The sequence below is a fragment of the Vreelandella neptunia genome (assembly GCF_034479615.1).
GTDB lineage: Bacteria > Pseudomonadota > Gammaproteobacteria > Pseudomonadales > Halomonadaceae > Vreelandella > Vreelandella neptunia.
Genome location: NZ_CP140255.1, coordinates 1,609,201 through 1,628,018 on the forward strand (window position 1 = coordinate 1,609,201; position 18,818 = coordinate 1,628,018).

General features: G+C 54.3%; 23 protein-coding genes. 17 read left to right on the forward strand and 6 right to left on the reverse strand.

Features of this window, described 5'->3' with window-relative positions; all coding sequences use genetic code 11:
* Nucleotides 1-3: 3 nt before the first annotated feature.
* Genes lptA through SR894_RS07340 form a run of 4 tightly spaced genes read right to left on the reverse strand, consistent with a single transcriptional unit; the run spans nucleotide 4 to nucleotide 2,671 of the window.
* Nucleotides 4-498 carry a lipopolysaccharide transport periplasmic protein LptA gene (lptA, locus tag SR894_RS07325; RefSeq protein WP_133730444.1) on the reverse strand — a complete coding sequence of 165 codons (495 nt, stop codon included), beginning with the start codon at nucleotides 496-498 and terminating at the stop codon, nucleotides 4-6.
* A gap of 17 nt (nucleotides 499-515) precedes the next feature.
* Complete coding sequence (gene lptC / locus SR894_RS07330; RefSeq protein ID WP_133730445.1) at nucleotides 516-1,085, reverse strand: LPS export ABC transporter periplasmic protein LptC; 570 nt, start codon at nucleotides 1,083-1,085, stop codon at nucleotides 516-518.
* The gene (locus SR894_RS07335) at nucleotides 1,086-1,628 is read right to left on the reverse strand and encodes a KdsC family phosphatase (RefSeq protein WP_133730446.1); all 543 of its coding nucleotides are present in this window, start codon (nucleotides 1,626-1,628) and stop codon (nucleotides 1,086-1,088) included.
* 56 nt (nucleotides 1,629-1,684) lie between these two features.
* Complete coding sequence (locus SR894_RS07340; RefSeq protein ID WP_133730447.1) at nucleotides 1,685-2,671, reverse strand: KpsF/GutQ family sugar-phosphate isomerase; 987 nt, start codon at nucleotides 2,669-2,671, stop codon at nucleotides 1,685-1,687.
* Nucleotides 2,672-2,978: 307 nt separating this feature from the next.
* On the opposite strand from SR894_RS07340, the gene SR894_RS07345 reads away from it, so the two are divergent.
* The 9 genes from SR894_RS07345 (at nucleotide 2,979) to hisD (ending at nucleotide 10,041) form a co-directional block, all read left to right on the forward strand.
* The gene (locus SR894_RS07345; RefSeq protein ID WP_133730448.1) at nucleotides 2,979-3,791 is read left to right on the forward strand and encodes an ABC transporter ATP-binding protein; all 813 of its coding nucleotides are present in this window, start codon (nucleotides 2,979-2,981) and stop codon (nucleotides 3,789-3,791) included.
* 67 nt (nucleotides 3,792-3,858) lie between these two features.
* Complete coding sequence (mlaE, locus tag SR894_RS07350) at nucleotides 3,859-4,659, forward strand: lipid asymmetry maintenance ABC transporter permease subunit MlaE (protein ID WP_133730449.1); 801 nt, start codon at nucleotides 3,859-3,861, stop codon at nucleotides 4,657-4,659.
* Nucleotides 4,660-4,675: 16 nt separating this feature from the next.
* A complete protein-coding gene (mlaD, locus tag SR894_RS07355; protein ID WP_133730450.1) occupies nucleotides 4,676-5,140 on the forward strand; it encodes an outer membrane lipid asymmetry maintenance protein MlaD in 465 nt (154 codons plus the stop codon).
* Nucleotides 5,141-5,229: 89 nt separating this feature from the next.
* The gene (locus SR894_RS07360) at nucleotides 5,230-5,871 is read left to right on the forward strand and encodes an MlaC/ttg2D family ABC transporter substrate-binding protein (RefSeq protein WP_133730716.1); all 642 of its coding nucleotides are present in this window, start codon (nucleotides 5,230-5,232) and stop codon (nucleotides 5,869-5,871) included.
* A complete protein-coding gene (locus tag SR894_RS07365; protein ID WP_133730451.1) occupies nucleotides 5,868-6,206 on the forward strand; it encodes an STAS domain-containing protein in 339 nt (112 codons plus the stop codon). The genes SR894_RS07360 and SR894_RS07365 overlap by 4 nt, the downstream gene beginning before the upstream one ends.
* A gap of 93 nt (nucleotides 6,207-6,299) precedes the next feature.
* Nucleotides 6,300-6,551, forward strand: coding sequence for a BolA family protein (locus SR894_RS07370; RefSeq protein WP_007114696.1), 252 nt, complete (start codon nucleotides 6,300-6,302; stop codon nucleotides 6,549-6,551).
* A gap of 11 nt (nucleotides 6,552-6,562) precedes the next feature.
* Entirely contained in the window at nucleotides 6,563-7,825 is a 1,263-nt protein-coding gene (gene murA / locus SR894_RS07375) for a UDP-N-acetylglucosamine 1-carboxyvinyltransferase (protein WP_133730452.1), read from the forward strand.
* Between the two features lie 220 nt (nucleotides 7,826-8,045).
* On the forward strand, nucleotides 8,046-8,699 hold the full coding sequence (hisG, locus tag SR894_RS07380; RefSeq protein ID WP_133730453.1) for an ATP phosphoribosyltransferase: 654 nt from the start codon (nucleotides 8,046-8,048) through the stop codon (nucleotides 8,697-8,699).
* 25 nt (nucleotides 8,700-8,724) lie between these two features.
* A complete protein-coding gene (gene hisD / locus SR894_RS07385; RefSeq protein WP_227404913.1) occupies nucleotides 8,725-10,041 on the forward strand; it encodes a histidinol dehydrogenase in 1,317 nt (438 codons plus the stop codon).
* 56 nt (nucleotides 10,042-10,097) lie between these two features.
* Here the strand turns inward: hisD and SR894_RS07390 are convergent, their stop codons facing one another.
* The gene (locus tag SR894_RS07390; RefSeq protein ID WP_133730455.1) at nucleotides 10,098-11,363 is read right to left on the reverse strand and encodes a Do family serine endopeptidase; all 1,266 of its coding nucleotides are present in this window, start codon (nucleotides 11,361-11,363) and stop codon (nucleotides 10,098-10,100) included.
* Nucleotides 11,364-11,491: 128 nt separating this feature from the next.
* Here SR894_RS07390 and SR894_RS07395 point away from each other — a divergent pair, with 128 nt between their 5' ends.
* Nucleotides 11,492-12,253 carry a Nif3-like dinuclear metal center hexameric protein gene (locus tag SR894_RS07395; RefSeq protein WP_133730456.1) on the forward strand — a complete coding sequence of 254 codons (762 nt, stop codon included), beginning with the start codon at nucleotides 11,492-11,494 and terminating at the stop codon, nucleotides 12,251-12,253.
* A 54-nt stretch (nucleotides 12,254-12,307) separates the two neighbouring features.
* On the opposite strand, the gene SR894_RS07400 is transcribed toward SR894_RS07395, so the two are convergent.
* Complete coding sequence (locus tag SR894_RS07400; RefSeq protein ID WP_166650334.1) at nucleotides 12,308-12,766, reverse strand: Z-ring associated ZapG family protein; 459 nt, start codon at nucleotides 12,764-12,766, stop codon at nucleotides 12,308-12,310.
* A gap of 208 nt (nucleotides 12,767-12,974) precedes the next feature.
* On the opposite strand from SR894_RS07400, the gene zapE reads away from it, so the two are divergent.
* The 7 genes from zapE (at nucleotide 12,975) to sspA (ending at nucleotide 18,788) form a co-directional block, all read left to right on the forward strand.
* A complete protein-coding gene (gene zapE, locus SR894_RS07405; RefSeq protein ID WP_133730458.1) occupies nucleotides 12,975-14,171 on the forward strand; it encodes a cell division protein ZapE in 1,197 nt (398 codons plus the stop codon).
* 175 nt (nucleotides 14,172-14,346) lie between these two features.
* Complete coding sequence (rplM, locus tag SR894_RS07410; RefSeq protein WP_071692830.1) at nucleotides 14,347-14,775, forward strand: 50S ribosomal protein L13; 429 nt, start codon at nucleotides 14,347-14,349, stop codon at nucleotides 14,773-14,775.
* 13 nt (nucleotides 14,776-14,788) lie between these two features.
* Nucleotides 14,789-15,178, forward strand: coding sequence for a 30S ribosomal protein S9 (gene rpsI / locus SR894_RS07415; protein ID WP_022523918.1), 390 nt, complete (start codon nucleotides 14,789-14,791; stop codon nucleotides 15,176-15,178).
* Nucleotides 15,179-15,386: 208 nt separating this feature from the next.
* Complete coding sequence (petA, locus tag SR894_RS07420; protein WP_133730459.1) at nucleotides 15,387-15,986, forward strand: ubiquinol-cytochrome c reductase iron-sulfur subunit; 600 nt, start codon at nucleotides 15,387-15,389, stop codon at nucleotides 15,984-15,986.
* A complete protein-coding gene (locus tag SR894_RS07425; protein ID WP_133730460.1) occupies nucleotides 15,986-17,245 on the forward strand; it encodes a cytochrome b in 1,260 nt (419 codons plus the stop codon). Before petA ends, SR894_RS07425 begins: the two co-directional genes overlap by 1 nt.
* The gene (locus SR894_RS07430) at nucleotides 17,245-18,012 is read left to right on the forward strand and encodes a cytochrome c1 (RefSeq protein ID WP_133730461.1); all 768 of its coding nucleotides are present in this window, start codon (nucleotides 17,245-17,247) and stop codon (nucleotides 18,010-18,012) included. The genes SR894_RS07425 and SR894_RS07430 overlap by 1 nt, the downstream gene beginning before the upstream one ends.
* A 149-nt stretch (nucleotides 18,013-18,161) precedes the next feature.
* The gene (sspA, locus tag SR894_RS07435; protein WP_133730462.1) at nucleotides 18,162-18,788 is read left to right on the forward strand and encodes a stringent starvation protein SspA; all 627 of its coding nucleotides are present in this window, start codon (nucleotides 18,162-18,164) and stop codon (nucleotides 18,786-18,788) included.
* Nucleotides 18,789-18,818: the final 30 nt, after the last annotated feature.

Genomic DNA, 18,818 nt, shown 5'->3' on the forward strand with positions numbered 1-18,818 from the left:
TCCCTATTGTTCAGGCTGAAGGGTCATACGTATGCGCTGGGGCTCGCTGCCGTCAACGTCAGAGCGTGCTTGAATCACTTCACGATCAATAAAATATTCAAGTCGCCCGCCGCTAAATTTGTCCTCCTGTTGGGTCAGTTCGGCTTGGTCAATTAACTCAACGCGGCGCTCGGCGACGTGATAAATAATCCGCCGTGCCCAGCCCTCTGTAGGGCCATCTTGCCCTTCGCCTTGATGGCGCAAGTAGGCGCGCTCTCCGGTGGCGGTTGCCGTCGAGAGTTCGCCCGCGTCGTTGCGTTCGATCTCTACCCGGTCGCCGCGCAGCTGCATTTCCCCCTGGCGAATGTCCACATCCCCAGTGTAAACAGCAGTCCCGGCCCGCTGGTCGAGATCCAACCGGTCGGCTTCAACTTCCACGGGAGCTTGTTGTGAAGTTTGAGCCAACGACGATACCGGCATAGCGAGTGCAAAAAGGGCTGTGTAGATAAGTGCTTTCATGGCGACTCCTCTTAAGCTTAAGGTTGCGTGGCCGGGGGGTGTATGCCGCGCACGTTATCAGTTAGGCGAACCCGGCTATTGTTAAGCCACACGTCCAAGCGTGAAGCGCTCATTTGCTGGGGTGGTTGCTGAAGCACGACCGGTGTTTCACTCCACGCATGCTGATTTAGGCCATCATAATGGAGTAGCTCAGTATCTAGCTGCCAGCCTTCGTCCGGTGCTATCAACTGAGCTGAGCCTGACAGTAGCAGAGCTTGGGTAGCAGTGTTGAGCGTGCCTACATCGGCACTCGCTAGCCATTGACGATCCTCATTGTCATACAGTACCGCTTCGGGCTCTTCTGTCCAGGTTTCGCTTTGCTGAGGCGTATGGATAAGGCGCGGTGTTTTCAGCGACTGCAAAACGTTGCCGTTATCGCCGAATAGCGTAATTTCAGCATTTTCCAGTACGTGGCCTGGTTCCTGGGCCTGCGCTTCCGGATCGATGCTGGTGCCTTGAGGCCCACGAGGGTCAAGCCATACCAGCAGGGCCCCTAGCGCTATTACTAGCCCGGCTAGCCAGAGGCGTACTTTAAAGCGTTTAGCCATTTAAGTGCGGCCGTGCAGATAGGTGTCGAGCACCGCGCCCCAGTGCCCTTGCGATTCAAGCAGCGTATCGCAAATTTCGCGCACGGCACCGTGGCCACCCAGGCGTTCGGTGATCCAGTCGGCGTGGGTGTGCATGTAGTCTGGCGCGTTAGGTACGGTAATGCCTACGCCGCAACGCTTAATAGCCGCTAGATCGGGTAGATCGTCGCCACAATAAGCCACCTGTTCCAGCTCGATATCGAGGCGCTGACAAAGCCCGCGAAGGGTGGCTAGCTTGTCTTCACAGCCTTGGTGGACATGGTCGATACCCAAGGCTGCAGCGCGTTGGCTCACCATGGGAGAGTCGCGCCCGGTAATCAGTGCAACATGTACGCCCACGCGTTTGAGAAGTTTTAGCCCATGGCCATCCTGGGTATGGAATGCTTTGATTTCGATTCCATCGGCCTGAAAGTAGAGGCGGCCATCGGTGAGTATGCCGTCAACATCCAGCGCCAATAAGCGTACGCGGCGGAGTCGATCGAGTAGCGCAGCAGGTAGGGTCATAGAGCCTCCATATCAGTAAAATCGTAAAAACCGAACGAAATAAAAACGCCGCTGGGTTAAATAACGCCGCTGGCGAGCAGGTCGTGCATATGTAGAGCCCCAATAGGGCGCTGTTGTTCATCGACCACCGCTAGCGCGGTAATACGGCTCTCTTCCATTATGCGCACCGCTTCGGCCGCTAGGATGTCGGGGCCGATGCGTTTGCCCGGTCGAGTCATGACATCATCAACGAGCACATCATGCAGATTATGGAATTGATCCAGCGTGCGCCGAAGGTCGCCATCGGTATAGACTCCGGCGAGGCGTCCATCGCTATCCACCACACAGGTAAAGCCAAGCCCTTGCCGGGTAATCTCCAATAACGCATCGCGCAGCGGGCTGCCCAGCGCGACCTGGGGCAGGCGCGCGCCGTCGTGCATCAGGTCTCTAACGCGCAGTAGCAGGCGTTTGCCTAAACTGCCTCCAGGATGGGAAAGGGCAAAATCTTCAGCGGTAAAGCCGCGTGCTTCCAGTAACGCCACCGCCAGTGCGTCACCCAGGGCGAGCGCAGCGGTGGTGGAGCTGGTGGGAGCGAGGTCGAGCGGGCATGCCTCACGTTCAACCCCACTGTTTAAGTGCGCGTCAGCGTGCTTGGCGAGGGTTGAGTTTGGTCGTCCCGTCATGCTGACCAGCGGTGTGCCCAGGCGTTTAAGCAGTGGCAGTAGCGCAGTGACTTCGGCCGTTTCACCCGAGTTAGAGAGTGCCAGCACTACATCAGTACGGGTGATCATACCTAAGTCGCCGTGGCTGGCTTCTCCGGGGTGAACGAAAAAGGCCGGTGTGCCGGTACTGGCAAGCGTTGCTGCCAACTTACCTGCAATATGCCCCGACTTGCCCATGCCTGTCACTACCACGCGCCCTTGGCAGGCGAGGATCAATTCGCAGGCGCGGTCAAAGCTTTCGTCTAGTTTAGCCTGGAGGCCTCCAATCGCTGCCTGCTCAATTTGCAGCGTACGCATCGCGCTTTCGCGTAGTAGGCTGGATGAAGCGAGAGGCTGGCGCATGGCGTTTTCTCTTAACGATTGAAAATATAAAAAGTCGTAACCGCCAAGAATAACATCTCATCACTGCTTATAGGCAGTAATTGAGGTCGTTACCCCTGGAGGCTTGATTGATAACTTGGTCTGGCCTAGGGATTGGCTCACCACTGGTTTTTTTAATCAATAGGAAGGCTCCTCGCACAGTAATGTTGTGTAGCGTTATAGTACAATGTTCGATAATGTTTTAGAAACGCTGTTTTCTAACTGCAGTAGCAGCAAGTAGGGTATGATAATTAGCCCTAGCTGCGCCTCGTTAAGAGTCAACTGATCCATGACAGATGCACCCTTTATAGAAATTGAAAACCTTTATTTCTCTCGTGGCGACCACGAAATTTTCCGTGGTGTGAATATGACCATACCGCGGGGTAAAGTAACCGCGATCATGGGGCCAAGCGGCACCGGTAAAACGACGTTGCTGAAGCTGATCGGTGGACAGTTGACCCCAGAAAGCGGGCGAATACTCATTGATGGGCAGGATGTTCATAAGCTGTCCCGGAAGGCGCTATTCACCCTACGTAAGCGGATGGGAATGCTGTTTCAGAGTGGGGCGCTATTTTCCGATTTGGATGTGTTCGAGAACGTTGCCTTCCCGCTGAGGGTGCATACGGATTTGCCCGATACGATGGTGCGCGACCTTGCGTTGCTGAAGCTGCAGGCAGTCGGGCTGCGCGGAGCTCGACACTTAACACCTGCGGAGCTGTCAGGGGGAATGGCGCGGCGGGTCGCATTGGCGCGTGCGGTAGCGCTGGATCCCGAGCTGATTTTATATGACGAGCCGTTTGTTGGTCAGGATCCCATCTCAATGGGCGTGTTGGTGCAGCTAATTAAGCGTCTTAATCAAGCGCTGCAGCTTACCTCTGTGGTGGTCTCTCACGATATCAAGGAGACCTTGAGTATCGCGGACTACCTCTATTTGATTGCCGATGGTCAGGTGGTTGCTCATGGCACACCACAGACCTTGGATACTAATCAAGACCCGCGTGTTCGCCAGTTTATTCATGGCGAGCCTGACGGCCCAGTCCCCTTTCATTACCCCGCTAAGGCGTTTTATCGCGATATTCTGGGTGAAGCTCCAGTTAAATAGAACCGCTAGGGTGGGTGACACAAGGCGCTTAAATTCACAAAAGCAGGGTAAATAAAGGGCAGGGTTAATGCAGTCAAAATTCTCTAACGGCACCGCGCGTATCACCCGGCTGGGGCGCCGAGGGTGCGACCTAATGGAAGCATTAGGTCGGGCTGGCGTGTTTCTATTTCAGTCCGCAATTGGTGTGCCTTCCCGGGAAGGTTGGCGATTATGGTTGCACCAGATGCACTTTGTTGGCGTGCTTTCATTAGCCATTGTGCTGGTGTCGGGGCTGTTTATCGGCATGGTGCTGGCACTGCAGGGCTATACCATTTTGGTCGATTTCGGCGCTGAGCAGGCGCTGGGTCAAATGGTGGCGCTTTCACTATTGCGTGAGCTAGCGCCGGTTGTGGCGGCCCTGCTGTTTGCTGGGCGGGCAGGTTCTGCGCTGACTGCCGAGATTGGTTTGATGAAGGCAACAGAGCAGCTTACCAGCATGGAGATGATTGGCGTCGACCCGCTACGTCGCGTCGTGGCGCCACGCTTATGGGCAGGCTTTGTGTCGCTGCCTATCCTAACGGTGGGGTTTAGCGTGGTGGGTATCTGGGGGGGCTACCTGGTGGGCGTGGAGTGGCTAGGCGTCTTTGAGGGCTCCTATTGGAGCAACATGCAGGCCAATGTGACATTTATTAATGATATTGGTAACGGCATGATCAAAAGCGCCGTATTTGCTTTGGTGGTTACCTGGATTGCGGTATTCCAGGGTTATGATTTGGTGCCCACCTCTGAAGGTATCTCGCGTGCCACTACGCGCACGGTAGTGTATTCGTCGCTTGCAGTATTGGGGCTTGATTTTGTGTTGACCGCCATGATGTTTGGCGGCCTTTAATGGCTGGAGCAGTTTCATGAGACGTAGTAAAACCATGGAGTTCGGTGTGGGCCTGTTTATGGTGGCAGGCATCCTAGGGCTTGTGTTCCTCGGCTTACGTGTTAGTGGACTGACGCTCTCTGCGCCCACGCAGTCGTTCCAGCTAGAGGCCAACTTTGCCAATATTGGTAGTTTAAAACCCCGCGCCAGGGTCACTATGGCCGGTGTGACGGTGGGGCGGGTGGAGGCCATTGAACTGGATACAGAGTGGTTCGATGCGCGGGTCGTGTTAAGCCTGGATAGCGAGCTTGAGGGGCAGCTCTCCAAAGACTCGATTGCTTCTATCCTGACCGCAGGTCTGTTAGGGGAGCAATATATAGGCCTTAGTGTGGGCGGCGACCCTGAGATGCTTGAAGATGGCGACACGATTCGCGACACCCAGTCGGCGCTGGTGCTGGAAGAACTTATTCAGCAATTTGTGTCCAATATGGCTACTAACTAGTGTTTCATACGACAGGCACTAGCCCATTGTAATAACGGGTTCGGTGCAATAAAGGGTAGGGAGAAAGGGTTATGAATGGAGTGAACGCAATGTTGGGGCGTTGGTCACTGGCGATAATGATGATCGCAACGTTAGTGGTGCCGCTGCAGTCACAGGCGCAGTCCCAGACACCTGAAGAGATGATTCGCGATAACGTTGAATCGCTAATGACGGATCTTGATGGACGCAAGGAGTACTACGCTGACAACCTTGGCGAACTTGAAGAGCTGGTGGATAGCAATCTCGATCAAGTAGCGGATTTTCGCTATATCGGTGCCAGCGTGATGGGCAATTACTTCCGCAACGCCTCCCCTGAACAACGCCGTCGTTTTGTGGATGTGTTTCGGCAAACGCTGATTGATACCTATACCCGCGGACTGGTGACGTTTGATTATGATGAGCTGCGGGTGCTGGATGCCCAGCAGGCTCAGCGCTATGACGATCAGGCTAGCGTCGCCATGGAGGTAGTGGCCAGTAACGGTGAGGTGTACCCCGTGAGCTACAGTCTTAGGCTCTCCGACGGCGAATGGCGCGTGGTTAACGTGATTGTTAATGGTATTAACCTTGGCCTGACATTCCGCAATCAGTTTGATCAAGCCATGCGTGATAACAATCGTGATTATGACGCGGTTATTGACGGCTGGTCGCCTGAAGTGGGCGTTGAAGAGCTTGAGCAGGGGGGCGATGCGTGACAGCGCTATTTTCACGCCCCGGTGTAACGGTTAGTGTAGAAAACGCTACCTTGCTGGTAGAAGGTGATGTAGAAGTAACCCTGGCGGCCGATTTGGCCGCCAGTGGCGTCAAATGGCTCAAACATACCGAGCTAACCTCAGTCAGCTTTGATTTTAGTCGCGTGGGAAAAGCCAGCAGTGCTGCCATTAGCGTGCTGTTTGAATGGCTTCGAATTTGTCGTCAGCGTGGCATTCAGATTCAAACCATTCTTTTTTCAGCACCGCTACGTCGACTTGCCTCCTTGGCTGAGTTGGACACTTTGATCGATCAGCCAGCAGCTACGCTAGCCGTTTAACGCCCTGGCATCGCCAAGCGCACTGCTTTTCTTTATTATGTCGAGCCAATTACGTTCATTAATAACGATGACCCCAAAGGAGTTTTCTGCGCCATGCAACCCAATGAGGTAAAAGCACTGCTTGAATCCCGTATCGACGGATGTCAGTTCCATATCCAGGGTGAAGGCTGTAACTTTCAGGTGATTGCGGTTGGCGATGCCTTTGAAGGTCTCTCTCCGGTCAAGCGTCAGCAGCTAGTTTACGCTGCGCTGAGCGATGAGATCGCTTCGGGTGCGCTCCACGCTATTAGTATTAAAACGTTTACCCCGGCGCAGTGGCAAACTGCACCGGAAAACGTTCAATAACGGTCGCCCCCATGGATAAATTAATTATTACCGGCAATGGATCGGTAGATGGTGAAGTGTGGGTGAGCGGTGCTAAAAATGCGGCGCTCCCCATTCTGTGTGCCAGTCTGTTGGCCGATGGCCCCGTGGTGATTGGTAATTTGCCGCACTTGCAGGATATTACTACCACCCTTGAGTTGCTTGGCCGCATGGGCGTTGAGCCGGTGATGGGCGAAAAGCTGAGTATTCAGTTGGATGGCTCCCAGGTGACCCAATGCCACGCGCCATATGAGCTGGTTAAGAAAATGCGTGCCTCGATACTGGTGTTGGGCCCTCTGCTTGCCCACTTCGGTAAAGCCGATGTATCGCTACCCGGTGGTTGCGCCATTGGCTCGCGCCCAGTGGATTTGCATATTCGCGGTTTAGAAGCCATGGGGGCGGAGATTCGCGTTGAGGCGGGCTATATCCGTGCGCGGGTCGACGGTCGCCTTAAAGGGGCGACTATCTACTTTGATACCGTGACAGTGACCGGTACCGAAAACCTGCTAATGGCGGCGACCTTGGCCGAAGGCAAAACCGTTCTGGAAAACGCTGCCCGCGAGCCTGAAATCGTCGACTTGGCAGAGTGCTTGATCAAAATGGGCGCTAAAATCAGCGGCCAAGGCACTGATACCATTACTATCGAAGGTGTCGAAAAACTGCACGGTTGCGAGCACGATGTCATGCCCGATCGTATCGAGACCGGCACCTTTCTAGTTGCCGCCGCCATGACCGGCGGGCGGGTGAAGGTCAAACGCACCCGGGCCGATATCCTGGATGCGGTTATCGCCAAGCTGGAAGAGGCGGGGGCCGAAATTACCAGTGGCGATGACTGGATTGCCCTTGATATGCACGGCAAGCGCCCTAAGGCGGTGAATATTCGCACCGCGCCTTATCCTGCGTTCCCAACCGATATGCAGGCGCAGTTCGTGGCCATGAACGCTGTGGCCGTGGGGCACTCTCGGGTGGTCGAGACGATCTTCGAAAACCGCTTTATGCACGTTCAAGAGCTTAACCGCATGGGCGCCAATATCGTGCTGGAAGGCAACACCGCCTTGATTGAGGGGGTTGAGAAACTTTCAGGTGCGCCGGTAATGGCGACCGATCTTCGCGCGTCTGCTTCGCTGGTGATTGCGGCCATGATGGCCGAGGGCGAAACTTTAGTGGATCGCATCTATCACATTGACCGCGGCTACGAGTGTATTGAAGAGAAACTGCAGCTGCTGGGTGCACGTATTCGCCGTATCCCTGGCTAAGCCATGCTATTTAGGGCTGCTTTAGTTTGAAATAGATGCTTATACAATCCTCGATAATGTGGTGTCAGGGCAGGTTGAAGCGAGGGTCTTTCGCCCAGGGATGGCGAAAGTAGCGCCCAAGGATGGGTTCACAGCGCCCTCGCGGAGACCTGCACTCGGCGCCGATGCATAACTGGAATAGCCTTGTTAAGCTCGCCACTATTAACCACTGGCCTATACGATGAGTAAGCAACTGATTTTAGCCCTCTCGAAGGGCCGTATTCTGGAAGAGACGCTGCCACTGCTAGCCGATGCGGGTATTACGCCCGCAGAGAATTTAAGCAAAAGCCGTAAGCTGCTATTTGATACCAACTTGCCTGACGTAAAGCTGGTGATTATCCGTGCCACCGACGTGCCCACCTACGTTCAGCTGGGGGCGGCCGATGTTGGCATCGCAGGCAAAGATGTGCTGCTTGAGCACGGTGCTGAAGGGCTTTATGAGCCACTGGATTTGGAAATTGCCCGCTGTAAGTTGATGACCGCGGGGGTGACCGGTCAGTTGCCAGCCCGTGCCCGGCGTCGGGTCGCAACGAAATTTGTTAACGTGGCGCGCCGTTATTACGCAGAGCAGGGCATCCAGGCCGAGGTGATCAAGCTCTACGGCGCTATGGAACTAGCGCCGTTAATGAACCTCGCTGATGAGATTGTCGATATCGTCGATACCGGCAATACCCTGCGTGCAAACGGTATGGAACCGCGTGAGCTTATCGCCCAGATCAGCACCCGGCTAGTGGTGAATAAGGCCGCCATGACCATGAAGCATGAACGTATTAAGCCATTGCTAGAGCGCTTAGACAGGGCGGTCAAAAAGCGCCAGACCCAGCTTGCCGAATGATGTGAGGTGACCCATGAGTGAACCCATGAGCAAACAGACGACCGCGACGATTTCACGCCTATCGACAAGCGATGATGCCTTCAACCATCGACTTGATGCGCTGTTAGATTGGGAAGGGGTGTCTGACAAAGCGGTGCAGGCGCGGGTCGAAGAAATTCTTGCCAGCGTAAAGCAGCGGGGCGATGCGGCGGTAGTGGAAGCCACGAATCGCTTTGATCGGCTTTCTGCTACTTCAATGGACGAACTGCAGTTGACGCCCGAGCAGTTGAAGGGGGCGTTTGATAACTTGCCTGCCGAGCAGCGCGAGGCGCTCTCCAGCGCCGCCGAGCGGATCAAGCGCTACCATGAGCGTCAAAAGCCGAGCTCATGGCAATACGAAGAGGCAGATGGCACGGTGCTGGGTCAGAAAGTTACCCCGCTGGATCGTGCCGGTATTTATGTGCCCGGCGGAAAAGCTGCTTACCCTTCCTCGGTGCTAATGAACGCGATTCCTGCCCATGTGGCCGGTGTACGCGAAATCGTTATGGTCGTGCCTACGCCGGATGGCGTGCTCAATGAGCTGGTGCTGGCTGCTGCCCACCTGGCAGGCGTCGACTATGTGTTCACGATTGGTGGTGCTCAGGCCGTAGCTGCACTTGCCTATGGCACTGAAAGTGTTCCCCGAGTCGATAAAATAGTTGGGCCGGGCAATATTTATGTGGCCACGGCCAAGCGTGCGGTATTTGGTCAAGTAGGTATCGATATGATTGCCGGGCCGTCGGAGATTATGGTGGTCTCCGATGGAGTTACCGATCCCGATTGGCTGGCGATGGATCTATTTTCTCAAGCCGAGCACGATGAAGATGCCCAGGCGATCTTGTTGAGCTGGGATGTCGGCCACTTGGATGCCGTCGAAGCGTCGATTGAGCGGCTGCTACCGACCTTGGAACGCGAAGAGATCGTACGTGAGTCGCTGCGTAAGCGAGGAGCGTTGGTACTCTGCCAGGACGCCCAAGAAGCGATTACGTTGATTAACCGGATTGCTCCTGAACACCTTGAGCTTTCGGTGGCTACCCCTGAGGCGTGGTTAGACGATATTCGTCATGCCGGGGCAATTTTTATGGGGCGTTACACAGCTGAGGCGTTGGGTGATTACTGTGCTGGTCCAAATCACGTGCTACCGACCTCTGGCACGGCACGCTTCTCCTCGCCACTGGGCGTTTACGATTTCCAGAAGCGCTCTTCGATTATTCACTGCTCCGCAGGTGGCGCTTCTGAGCTAGGTAAAATTGCCTCGGTATTGGCGCGAGGTGAGTCGCTGACCGCTCACGCTCGGTCAGCGGAGTACCGGATTCGCGATTGACACACCCAGCCCTGCGCCAACGCGCTTATAGTAGTAACTAACTACTTGTAAGTATGCTATGAGTCGCGTTGGCCCGGGGTCTCTTCATTAATTGGGATGGTCGGTAGCGGGCGTTCTCCCACTTCGAGGGTCATCTCCATGCGTTCGCCGCTGCGTACGATGGTTAGCGGTAGCGAAGTGCCGGGGGGGATCGAGGCAATGTCGCTCATCGTGGTGCGCGCATCTAGAATAGGCTGACCGTCGACAGAGAGGAGTACATCACCTGGCTCCAGCCCTGCTTTGGCGGCGGGCCCTCCGCTGACGACTCCGGCGACGATCACCCCTTGGGGTGTTTGCAATCCAAAGGAGGCCGCCAGTTCCCTGGATAGCGCCTGGGCTTCAATGCCCAGCCAGCCTCGAATTACCCGCCCTTGAGTGACCAGTTCATCGAGAATGCTATGAGCAAGGTTGGCGGGAATTGCAAAGCCAATGCCCTGAGAGCCACCTGAACGTGAGAAAATCGCCGTATTAATCCCCACCATGGCGCCTTCAGGGTTGACCAGCGCGCCGCCTGAGTTGCCCGGATTGATGGCCGCATCTGTTTGAATAAAGTCTTCGTAGGCGTTTAGCCCTAAATGATTTCGTCCCGTGGCGCTAATGATGCCCATGGTGACTGTCTGGCCGACACCAAAAGGGTTGCCAATAGCGAGTGCTACGTCGCCTACCGCTACGTCGGCTGAGTCTGTCAGTTCAATGACCGGCAAGTCGTCTAGGTTAATTCTCAGCACGGCCAAATCACTTTCAGGATCCGTGCCGATCACCTCCGCAAGGGTTTCGCGTCCGTCACGCAGAGCGACCTGGATTTCATCGGCGCCGTTGATGACGTGGTGATTGGTCAGTACGTAGCCGTCCTCGCTGACGATAACGCCAGAGCCCAAACTTGAGAGCATGCGTTGATGGGTTGTAGCGTCATCTCCCTGGTTATCAAAAAATTGCTGAAAAAATGGGTCTGACATCAGCGGGTGCTGGTCGCGCTCAACGATGCGCGATGAGTAAATATTTACCACCGCCGGCGCGGCTTGCTCCACTGCCTGAGCATAGCTGACGGGGCCTTCGTTCCGGGAAAGCGGCGCTGCCTGATGAATTTCAGGCGCAGGACGGCTAGGGTTGGGCTCTACCACTGCTGGCGTCGTCGAGATGGCCGGCGCGGCGACTTGGGGGGCTTGAGGCGACGAGTCACGAAACGGGTTGGGCAGCTGCTCGGGGAGTGCGAAGAGAATCACCACCGCGAGCAGTACGCCAATGATAACAGGCCAGAGATAAGGCAGCACGTAGCGTCGCATGCAATCAATTCCTTAACGGGTCAGTCTCGCTGTTCGCGATATAAAGCAGCGAGTTTTACAATGGTTTTATGGTAACACTTTCTTAGCAGCTACCTCACGGGTGCGGGTAAATCAATAAAGGACGGAATATGATTCATCGTGATCAACTAGTAGCGGCCTGTGACCATCAGTTACGTGCGTCTGAATTTAAAGATTTTACGATTAACGGTTTGCAGATAGCGGGCCACGAGCAAGTTAAGCGCATCATGACGGGCGTCACTGCCTGCCAGGCGTTACTGGACGAAGCGGTTGCCTGGCAGGCGGATATGGTTCTGGTGCATCACGGCTACTTTTGGAAAAACGAGCCTGTGGCGATTACTGGCATGAAGCAGAGGCGGATTAAAACGCTGCTTGATCATGATATTAGCCTGCTGGCGTATCACCTGCCCCTGGATGCGCATGCAGAGATGGGGAATAACGCGGAATTGGCCCGACGCCTTGGCTGGAAGGTAGAGGGATGTATTGATGGTGAGCTGGGAGAGGGGCTTTTGTGGTCAGGGCGATTACCGCAGCCAAATTCGGTCAGTGAGCTGGCAGCGCAAATAGCGCAAACCTTACAGCGCAAGCCGTTGGTCATTGAAGCCCCGCAGGTGGGAGATGTTGAGCGCATTGCGTGGTGCACCGGTGGTGCTCAGGACATGATCACCGCCGCCTTCGAAGCGGGTGCGCAGGCATTTGTATCGGGTGAGATATCCGAGCGAACCACTCACCTGGCGAGGGAAATGGGTATCCATTATATCGCCGCCGGGCACCATGCCACCGAGCGCTATGGTATTCAGGCGCTGGGCGAGTGGCTAAGCGATGAATATGACGTTGAGCACCGCTTTGTGGATATAGATAATCCTGCTTAACGGACTCATGCCCCGGATCGCCAATAGCGGAAGCCGGGGCTGATCAATCACTAATTAGTAGCGCGGTGGCTGGGGTGTCGCCGCCTCATTGCCCTTCAAGCCAAAGTCTTCTGACAGCGTGCCGCCCTTTCCATCCGCGTAGTCGCGTGGTGTCGCAGGGGGGGTGAAATCAGTTGCTGTCTGCTGCTCTCGTGCTGGATCGATGCCCGAAAGATCAAGGCTGGGCTGAATGGCAGCGTCGCGAATATCCCACTCTGCAGCGTCCTCTTTCAGTTGAAGCTCAAGCTGGTTAGCTTCGTCGCGGATATTGCTTAGGCGTTGATAAATACCCGTTAAATGGCTACCCACGCTGCTCTTCATCTCGGCAATCTGGTGTTCGCGTTCGAGTAGCTTTTGGCGCATAGAGGCCGCCTCGCGCTGACTTTTGCTGAAGAGGCGATAAACGACCGCTCCAATGATGAGACCGACGATAAAGCCGATTACGGCAAACGTTAATGGTGAGCTCGCGTCCACAGTGTTCTCCCTGGCGCCTTGAATATAACAGTTAGGCTGCATTAGCTAGCAGCTTAAGAGTCGAACAGGCTGCCATTATAGGCGTCACTCAGCCGGTTGGGTCAATCCGCTCATGCGCTTAGATGTCTCTATGGGTATAATCACAGCCTTCTTGGGGTTGCCAGTGGTTATACTGGCTGCTGCCTTACAGGCTGTAGGAGGCGAGTGCATGTCATCAACATCTGCGGGTAGGGCAACGGCAAAAGCGCGCCCTGCATCGCCTATAGAGCGCTACCGGGCGGACTTAGAGCGCGATGATTTTCAATATGATGCGGCCCAGGAGTTGGCGGTAAAGCATCTGCAGCGGCTTTATGACGAGCTTGTCGCCGCGCCATCAACTTCCCCCAAAGCCTTGGTTGCGAATAAAGGGGTGCATAAAGGATTAAAAGCCAAGATGGCGGGTTTCATGGGCAAGAAAGCCTCATCGGCTGATGAGCCTGTTTTGCCCCCTATAAAAGGACTCTATTTTTGGGGTGGGGTAGGGCGGGGTAAAACCTACTTGGTCGATACCTTTTATGAAGCTTTGCCCTTTCCCGATAAAATGCGCACTCATTTTCACCGCTTTATGCAGCGCGTCCATAATGAGCTGACCCACTACAAGGGTGAAAAGAATCCGCTGACGCTAATCGCTGGCAAATTTGCTACTGAGGCGCGGGTTATTTGCTTTGATGAGTTTTTTGTCAAGGATATTACCGACGCGATGATTCTTGCCAACTTGCTAGAGGCGTTATTTGAACGCGGAGTAGTATTGGTGGCGACCTCTAACATCGTACCTGATGATTTATATAAAGATGGCCTGCAGAGGGCGCGCTTCTTGCCGGCCATTGAGCTTGTGAACCGTCACTGCGAGGTGGTTAATGTCGATTCTGGTGTGGATTATCGACTGCGTGCATTAGAGCGTGCTGCCATCTTTTACTCACCGCTTGATGAGACGGCTGAAGGTGAGTTGTCACGCAGCTTTCGGGAAATAGCCGGACACGAAGGCGAGTCAGAGGCCTCGCTAGAGGTCAATCACCGGGTGCTGAAAACGCGACGGCTGCATGATGATGTCGCTTGGTTTGAGTTTCTTGAGCTGTGTGACGGGCCGCGCAGTCAAAACGACTATATTGAACTGGCCAGGGAGTTTCATACCGTGCTGGTTTCCAATGTGACGTGTATGGATGCCAAGCAGGATGATCAGGCCCGCCGCTTCATCAATATGGTCGATGAGTTTTATGACCGGGGCGTCAAGCTACTGATGTCCGCGGAAGCGCCGATTGAAGAGCTGTATCGCGATGGCAAGCTAACGTTCGAGTTCCAGCGGACTTTGTCGCGTCTGCAAGAGATGCAGTCCAAGGAGTACTTGGCGCTGGCGCATAAGCCTTAAGGGCGGCTGCCCAGTAAAAAAGTCACGATACGGCTTAACTTGTCAGTAGCCTTACTGTAGAATGCCGCCTCGCTGCATGTTGCTGGGTTAAACCAGCAACCAAAAAGAATAGGGATGGTGCTTCGCCGTACAACGGTGTAAGTCACCCAATACATTTAATCTGGTGATTTCATCCATGAAGACGTTCAGTGCTAAGCCGCAGTCCGTCCAGCGCGACTGGTATGTAGTCGACGCTACGGACAAAACGCTCGGTCGTCTGGCAACCGAGATTGCTCGCCGCCTACGTGGCAAGCATAAGCCCGAATTTACTCCTCACGTTGATACTGGCGACTACATCGTCGTGATCAACGCAGAGAAAGTCCACGTAACCGGTAATAAGGCGAAGGCAAAAACCTATTACCGCCACACTGGTTACCCGGGCGGTCTGCGCTCTATGACATTCGACAAAATGCTTGATCATGCGCCCGAGCGTATCATTGAGTCTGCCGTTAAAGGCATGTTGCCGAAAGGTCCCTTGGGCCGTGCCATGTACACTAAATTGAAAGTGTATGCTGGCAACGAGCATCCGCATGCTGCCCAACAGCCGCTTGAACTGAACCTCTGAGGAAATCTTCGCCATGACACAGCAGTATTACGGTACCGGGCGCCGCAAGACTTCCACCGCTCGCGTGTTTATGAAGCCGGGCTCTGGCAAAATTACTGTCAATAACCAAGACCTAGACCTTTATTTTGGTCGTGTTACCGGTCGTATGGTTGTTCGTCAGCCGCTTGAATTGACTGAAACCCTGAACCAGTTTGACATCTTTGTGACTGTCGCTGGTGGCGGTGGTTCTTCTCAAGCTGGCGCCATTCGTCACGGCATCACACGTGCCCTGATGAACTACAACGAAGACCTGCGTCCTTCGCTACGTGCCGCTGGCTACGTAACACGTGACGCGCGTCAAGTTGAACGTAAGAAAGTCGGCCTGCGTAAAGCACGTCGTCGTCCGCAGTTCTCCAAGCGTTAATTTTTACGCTATGCGGCAAAACGCCCGGGTCATCGACCTGGGCGTTTTTTATTGGAATATCAAAAAATTATATTGCTCGTACCACTATGGTCACGAGCGGTTGTTCTTGTGCACAGCGCTTTGTTTTTTTACCATAGAGCGTAATTAATATTCGTCGTCGCAAGACGCCTTTGCGGCGGAACGGGTAAGCTGATGGGAGAAACCTGAAATGGCAGATAACGGCGTAAACAAAGGCCGACGCCGTTTCCTCGTAGGCGCCACCTCCGTTGTGGGTGCGGTAGGTGCTGTCGGGGTAGCGGTACCCTTTGTGGCTTCTTGGCAGCCTAGTGCCAGGGCAAGAGCGGCGGGTGCTCCCGTTCAAGCAGATATATCCAAGCTTGAGCCTGGGCAACGTATGACCGTTGAGTGGCGTGGTCGACCAATATGGATTATAAATCGCACGCCTGAAATGATCGAACGTACTGAATCGCTGACCGGTGAGCAGTTAGCCGATCCGGATTCGGAGGTGCCACAGCAGCCAGCCTATATCGATGGAGGGCTACGCTCTATCAAGCCTGAAATTGGGGTGTTGATCGGTATTTGCACCCATTTGGGCTGTTCGCCGCTATTCCGGCCTGAGCCCGACGCAGAGGGCGTAGGTGTGGATAACTGGCCGGGTGGTTTCTTCTGCCCCTGCCACGGCTCTCGCTTTGATTTGGCAGGTCGGGTATTTAACAACGTTCCCGCGCCGACCAATCTTGAGGTTCCACCCTACCGCTTTGAGAATGACGATATTATTGTCATTGGCGAAGATGAGGAGGCTGCCTAATGGGTAATCCGAATAAAGCCAAAGCGGAAAAGGGCCTAATGCGCTGGGTAGATGATCGCTTTCCTGCGACTCAGATGTGGCAAGAGCATCTCTCCAAATATTACGCTCCGAAAAACTTTAACTTCTGGTACTTCTTTGGCTCGTTAGCGCTGCTGGCGCTGGTTAACCAGATCCTGACCGGGGTTTGGCTGACCATGAGCTTTAACCCCTCTGCTGAAGGTGCGTTCGATTCTGTCGAATACATCATGCGTGATGTGGAGTGGGGGTGGTTGATTCGCTATATGCACACCACGGGCGCCTCTGCCTTCTTCCTCGTTGTCTATCTGCATATGTTCCGTGGCCTTTTGTACGGTTCTTATAAAGCCCCGCGCGAGCTAGTGTGGGTTTTTGGTATGACTATTTACCTGGTGCTCATGGCGGAAGCCTTTATGGGCTACCTGCTGCCGTGGGGGCAAATGTCCTACTGGGGCGCCCAGGTGATTATCTCGCTGTTCTCGGCGATTCCGGCGATCGGCCCTGACCTGGCGCAGTGGGTGCGGGGTGACTTCCTGATTTCAGGCATTACCCTTAACCGCTTCTTTGCGCTGCACGTGGTCGCATTGCCGATCGTTATTCTGGCGCTCGTCGTGCTGCACATCATTGCCCTGCATGAAGTGGGTTCTAACAACCCTGACGGCATTGATATCAAACAGAAGAAAGATGAGGCCGGTGTGCCGCTGGATGGGATTCCATTCCACCCCTATTACACGGTGAAGGACCTGGTTGGTGTGGCAGTGTTCCTGTTCGTTTTCTGCGTGGTGGTGTTCTACTTCCCAGAAGGCGGTGGCTACTTTATTGAGCGGCCTAATTTTGATCAGGCGAACCCGCTGCAGACGCCTGACCACATTGCTCCCGTTTGGTATATGACACCGTTCTACGCCATTCTCCGCGCTATCACCTTCTCGATATTTGGTTTAGACGCCAAGTTCCTGGGGGTAATATTTATGGGCGCGGCGATTGCAATCCTGTTTGTTCTGCCCTGGCTGGATCGTAGTCCTGTGCGCTCTATGCGTTACAAAGGCTGGATGTCGAAAACCATGTTGACGCTGTTTGCTATCAGCTTTGTCATCCTGGGTGTTTTAGGTGTGTTGCCATCGACAGAGGGCAGGACGCTACTAGCCCAGGCGTGCACCGTGATCTATTTCGCCTTCTTTGTCTTGATGCCGTTCTACACCAAGCTGGAGAAGACTAAACCCGTTCCGGAAAGGGTGACTGGCTAATGAAAAAGTATCTTTTGGGACTCCTTTTCGCCTTAGTGCCAGTAACCGCGATGGCTGCAGGGGGCGCAAGTGTGCCCCACTCTATGGATCCAGATCTGCACGATCAGGCCTCGCTGCAAAATGGCATGAAGCTCTATGTTAACTACTGCATGGGCTGCCACTCGCTTCAATATCAGCGTTTTTCGCGTGCGGCAGAAGATTTGGGAATGCCTCAGGACCTGGTTGAAGAGAATCTGATTTTCTCGTCAGATTTGGCTTACAACGACCAAATGCATAACGCCATGAACAGCGGCGATGCGGAGGGTTGGTTTGGTGCGCCGCCGCCCGACCTATCGCTCAAGACCCGTGTGCGGGGAACTGATTGGATTTATTCCTATTTGCTCGGGTTCTACAAAGACCCCAGCCGTCCCACGGGCGTTAACAACACGGTGTTTGACCTAGTGGCAATGCCGAACGTGTTGGAACCTCTGCAGGGCGTGCAGGAGCTGGTATGTGCCGAAACAGACCACCCGGTAGAAGGCCAAGAGCCGGATGCGTTATCGGGCAAGTACCAGTCTTGTGACGTGCTGCAAGTGACCGAACCAGGCGAGCTCGAACCTGCTGAGTTTGAGGAAGCGATGTATGACCTTACTAACTTCCTGGCTTATGTAGGTGAGCCCTCCAAGCTTCAGGCCCAGGCGCTGGCGCCTAAAGTACTGATCTTTATTTTTATTTTTGGTGTGATTGCTTACCTGCTCAAGCGTGAGTACTGGCGAGACATCCACTAATTAGCGGTAGCTGATGGTCAGTAGGGCGCACGGCGTAAGCCGTGCGCCTTTTGCTTGTCAGCATGGCAATAAAGCAAAGCAAGCTAGCTTCCCCTAAGGTAGCGCTGGCGTGTTATTATCCAAGATTGTTTTGATGTGAGGATGCTTTCATGGGTGTTGTGGCCAAGCGGTCGTCGATGATCTTTTACTCTGGTAGTGATGATCATTTCAGTCATCGTGTGCGCATTGTGTTGGCGGAAAAGGGGGTTGCCGTCGATATCGTCGATGTGATTGACGAAAAACCACCCGAAGAGCTAGCAGACCTCAACCCGTACAACAGCGTGCCGACGTTGTTAGATCGTGACTTGGTGCTGTATGAATCCAAAGTCATGATGGAATATTTGGATGAGCGTTTCCCGCATCCTCCGTTGTTGCCTGTTTATCCAGTAGCGCGCGCGCAAAGCCGCCTATGGATGCACCGCATAGAGCGTGAGTGGTGCCCAATGGTCGATCTGATTCGTAGTGGTGGAAAGAAAGAGGCGGATAAAGCGCGTAAAGAGCTGCGTGAAAGCCTGATTGGTATATCGCCGATTTTTGAAGATATGCCTTACTTCATGAGCGAAGAGTTTACGCTGGTGGATTGCTGTTTGGCGCCTGTATTGTGGCGTTTGCCGGAACTCAACATTGAGTTGCCTGAAAAGCAGGTAAAACCGCTGCTGTCCTACATGTCGCGAGTATTCGAGCGTGAAGCGTTTAAGGCATCTTTAAGTGAGCGTGAAAAAGAGATGCGCGCTTGAATTCATTTGGCTCCTTTGTGCTCAACAGGG